This is a genomic window from Empedobacter sp. R132-2 (genome assembly GCF_030324375.1).
Lineage (GTDB): Bacteria > Bacteroidota > Bacteroidia > Flavobacteriales > Weeksellaceae > Empedobacter > Empedobacter falsenii_B.
This window is the reverse complement of sequence record NZ_JACAGG010000020.1, coordinates 1-4,292: the sequence shown is the minus strand read 5'-3', so window position 1 is coordinate 4,292 and position 4,292 is coordinate 1. Positions and strand designations below refer to the sequence as shown.

Here is a 4,292-nt window from a genome sequence, read left to right as displayed (position 1 = left end):
ACTCAAATTTTATGTGCTGGAGCTTTCATTTTTGCTTTAGCAAGTTGTCATAACAGCAAGGCTGTTGCATACCAAAAAGATAATGGTACAGGCGGTTATACCGAAGAAAAGGTGAACAATGATACCTATATTGTTAGTTTTGATGGAAACGAATACAATAAAAAAGACAAAACGTTTGACTATGCTTTGTTGAGAGCAGCAGAAATTGGTCAGCGTAATAATTTTGATTATTTTGCAATTTTAAGTACGGTGAACGATAAAGTTTTGGAAAAAAGTAACAGCTATACAAAGTTAGATAATAATGATACGTGGCTGAAAGTACAATATTTCAAAAACAGTAAACCGATAAAATTTCAAACGGTTTATGAACCAGCTGTTGTAATAAAAGATTTGCATAAAAAATATAAAATTAAATAAGAATACAAACCACTCATTTGAGTGGTTTTTTATTTTTGAATAATTTAACATTTTCGATGACACAATGTGGCGTTTTAACTTCTCAACTTTGTATTATGTTCGCATTGATAGATTGTAATAATTTTTACGCCAGTTGCCATCGTGTTTTTCAACCGAAGCTTCTTCATCAGCCAATTGTAGTATTGTCTAATAATGATGGTTGTGTAATTTCGCGTTCTGCCGAAGCAAAGTTAGCTGGAATTCCAATGGGTGCGCCTGCGCATCAATTTCAACGTATTTTTGAACAGAAAAAAATCAAAGTTTTTTCGTCAAATTATCAATTATATGCGGATATGAGCAATCGTGTAATGTCGATTTTATCGTTGTATTCGCCTGATCAGGAAATTTATTCGATAGACGAATGTTTCTTAAAATTGAATGGATTTGATCGTTTTGATTTGAAAAATTACGGATTAGAAATCAAATCTAAAATATATCAATTTACAAAATTGCCAGTTTGTGTAGGAATTGCTCCAACAAAATCCTTGGCGAAATTAGCGAATCATATTGCGAAAAAATTTCCAGAAGTTCATCAAGGGGTTTATATTATTCAGACTCAAGAACAAATCCATAAAGCGTTAAAATGGTTAAATATTGAAGATGTTTGGGGAATTGGTCGACGAATGTCGCGACGTTTGAGAATGATCGGTGTCAATAAAGCGTTGGATTTTGTACAATTAAAAGATGATTTTCTTCGGAAAGAATTTTCGATAGTAGGTTTGCGTTTGAAAAAAGATTTGTTAGGTGAAGCGGTGTTAGATTTAGAAGCGATTTCGGCAAAGAAAAGTATTGCAACGACGCGTAGTTTTGAAGAATATACCAACGATTTTGAATATGTAAAAGAGCGTGTTGCTACTTTTGCGGTTTCGTGTGCAGAGAAACTTCGGAAACAGAATTCTTCTTGCAATTTGGTTACAGTTTTTATTCAGACCAATAATTTTGATAGAAATAAACCACAATATTACCGTACAATTTCGGTCCATTTACCTTACGAATCGAATTCAAGTATAACGTTGTCCAAATTTGCAATTAAAGCGTTTGAGCAAATTTATAAAGATGGTTATGAGTACAAAAAGGCTGGAGTAGTGGTGTCTGGAATTGTTTCGTCAGATCAAAAACAATTATCGCTTTTTGAAGAAGAAAATCCAAATCACCCAGATTTGATGAAAGTCATCGATTTGTTGAACAAAAAATTTGGTGCGGCAAAAATAAAATTAGCTTCGCAAGATTTGAATAAAACGTGGAAAATGCGTCAAAATAATTTATCACCTTGTTATACAACCAAGTGGAAAGATTTGTTGGTGGTGTATTAAACGATAGAAAAAATGAATGGAGAGATAAAAATGTTAGACAAAGAACTCAACCTTTTTGTTATAAATACAGATGGTGAGAAAAAATATATTCCGAATTTTGGTCATGTAAATGCTGGATTTCCTTCACCTGCAGAAGATTTTGTGGACGATAGAATAAGTTTGGACGAACGTTATTTAACGCATCCCGAATCTACTTTTTTGATTGTCGTTGGTGGAGATTCGATGTATCCTGTTTATCAAAAAAATGATATTTTGGTGATTCGGACAGATCTTATTCCGTTGCATCACGATGATATTATTGTTTCTGTTAATAATGAAGATTATACGTTGAAACGCTTTGATAAAATAAACAATAAACTGATTGCGATAAATCTAAATTACAAAGATTGTGTTCAAATACACGAAAATGATGAGGTGGTTATTTTAGGAGTTGTTGGTGTTTTGGTACGAGAAATAACGAATAGAATTTAAATCTTTGTTGTAACTTTTTTATAAAACATGCATCTTAATAGTAAAGATATGATGTTATGAGAAAATTTATTTTATTGTGTTTTGCAGTGATGTTGGTGCAATCTTGTATTACAATTTCAACTGTTTCGAATGTGTCAACGAATGCGTCAAGATATTTGAGTATTGATGGAATTTATAAAACAGAAGGAACAACATATTCAGCAACAAAAGTGATTAGACGAAATAATAATCAAATCGTTTTGGACTTTACACAAATGCAAGGAGAAGTTTATTATTTCTTGAAAACAAATCAAGATATAGAACTTGAATTAGATTATGAAGTGAAACAAAAAAATGGTTTAATGGATTTTTCGATTGTAGATTATACAGGAAAAGAATTAACTCAAATAGGTAGTGCTTCGAAAGGAAAAATGAATAAAAAAGAATCTATTCATTTAGAATCTTATAAAAGTTATAGAATCAATTTTAAAGGAGATGATTTTAAAGGAAAAGTATCTGTTCAGTTAAATAATAAATAAATAAGGTCGAGTTTTACTCGACCTTATTTATTTTATTGAAATGCTCCAATTGTAGGAGTTGTTCCTCGAGGTTGTCCGTTATAATCTAACGGATATTGTTGCGCAAAAGATATTTTTCCTTTCCCTTTAGCAGGTGATTCATTTTTCACAGCTAATTTATTTGCGAAATAATTTGTATTCTCAAACATCGGATCTAACGTAATACTTGCCAAGAAATTTGGCGCAGTTGTCACATTTAATACTGAAGTATCCGCATTGTGAATAACATTGGTGTCAAATAAATAATTGAAAGCCGCACCATCTTTTTTATCCAATAAAATAGCATTTGGCGTGCGTTCATTATATATAATACAATTTCCGAACGTTGCTTTTGTCAAAGCCGAAACATTTTTATCATTGTTTTCGTTACTCAAGAAAAGCGAATAAGCTGGACCAGCACTTGTCGCAAAATTGTAATAATTGGCAAAAGTAGAATGATAAAATTCGTACGAACCACCATATTCTATTGCTAAAGTTGCCAAATTACTATTATTCATCACCAAGTTGTAACCTGTAATTGTAGCGTTTGTTGCTAAAATTCCATACGATTGATTATTAACAATTTTAGCATTACTAATATCTAATTTCGAATTATTTACGTGTAAACCAGTATCTGCACCAATAATTTTTGCATAATTGATTTTTGATGTACTATTTGGAGCTAGTTCGATTTTGTTCCATTGATCAGGAATCGAATCGTATTTATTATCATGACGAGCTGAACGAAATTTCACTTCTTCATTCAAAGCTCCATTTACAGTAAGTTTTGCATTGTTTCCAACTGTTAAACTTGCTCCTTTTTTGAAATAAACTTTTGCACCTTTATCAATTGTTAAATCACTTGTAATAGTTAAATTTCCGTCAATTACTTGGGCTTCGTCCATATTCCAATTTGCAGAAGAAATTGTAGCATCTTTTGTATGAATTTTAGCTTTTTCTATCCAAGAAAGTAACTTGATTTTTTTAGAAGAATTGGTTGTTTTAAAGTTAATTTCGTCATCGTAAAGCGGATTAAGAGGCGCTTCTTGAGCATTTACTTCAACAAAAATAAATAAACTATCCTTTTTGCGAATCGGCACATTTTCGAAACTTGTTCCTGCTTTTCCGTCTACATTTATATTGAAAAATGAATTATTTCCACGTGTCAAATATATTTTTGGAATCACGCGATCATCATTCTCAGGATTATAAATTTTAAGCAGATAGGTTTCAGATTTAGAGAAATTATATACGGTATCTACGGAAACGGTATCTTTGCTAAAGCGCAATTCAGAACTAATTGGATCATAGTCAAAATCATCGCGACAAGATTGAAAACCAATCAAAGAAGCAATACCAAGTCCGGCGATTAATGTTTTTACGTTCATAAAATTATGATTCATTATATAAGTTTAAACAGCAAATAATAGGTTTTATTGCAATAGCGTCCTAAATAAATTTAGGGCATAAAATATCCACCCACTTTAGTAGGATACAAGCTATAGTTGGACAAAAT

5 protein-coding genes are annotated in these 4,292 nt (G+C 31.5%); 4 read left to right on the top strand and 1 reads right to left on the bottom strand.

The features are described 5' to 3' along the window. From HXZ69_RS09945 to HXZ69_RS09930, 4 genes are all read left to right on the top strand, one after another. Nucleotides 1-417 (top strand): CC0125/CC1285 family lipoprotein (locus HXZ69_RS09945; protein ID WP_286495851.1); only part of this gene is annotated, 417 nt, incomplete at its 5' end. Nucleotides 418-434: 17 nt separating this feature from the next. Further along, nucleotides 435-1,769 (top strand): Y-family DNA polymerase, encoded by a 1,335-nt coding sequence (locus HXZ69_RS09940; protein ID WP_306459994.1) that lies wholly within the window; start codon nt 435-437, stop codon nt 1,767-1,769. 12 nt (nt 1,770-1,781) lie between these two features. Next, nucleotides 1,782-2,240: a LexA family protein gene (locus HXZ69_RS09935; protein WP_115001214.1), complete on the top strand. Its 459-nt coding sequence runs from the start codon at nt 1,782-1,784 to the stop codon at nt 2,238-2,240. Between the two features lie 56 nt (nt 2,241-2,296). Then, nucleotides 2,297-2,758, top strand: coding sequence for a hypothetical protein (locus tag HXZ69_RS09930; RefSeq protein ID WP_219034692.1), 462 nt, complete (start codon nt 2,297-2,299; stop codon nt 2,756-2,758). A 32-nt stretch (nt 2,759-2,790) separates the two neighbouring features. Here HXZ69_RS09930 and HXZ69_RS09925 read toward each other — a convergent pair whose 3' ends face one another. Next, entirely contained in the window at nt 2,791-4,179 is a 1,389-nt protein-coding gene (locus tag HXZ69_RS09925) for a hypothetical protein (RefSeq protein ID WP_257468169.1), read from the bottom strand. Nucleotides 4,180-4,292 lie beyond the last annotated feature (113 nt).

What these genes read in the sequence shown, in the direction of transcription:
- HXZ69_RS09925 (WP_257468169.1), bottom strand. Translation starts at nt 4,179, where the DNA reads ATGAATCATAATTTTATGAACGTAAAAACATTAATCGCCGGACTTGGT.
- HXZ69_RS09930 (WP_219034692.1), top strand. Translation starts at nt 2,297, where the DNA reads ATGAGAAAATTTATTTTATTGTGTTTTGCAGTGATGTTGGTGCAATCT.
- HXZ69_RS09935 (WP_115001214.1), top strand. Translation starts at nt 1,782, where the DNA reads ATGAATGGAGAGATAAAAATGTTAGACAAAGAACTCAACCTTTTTGTT.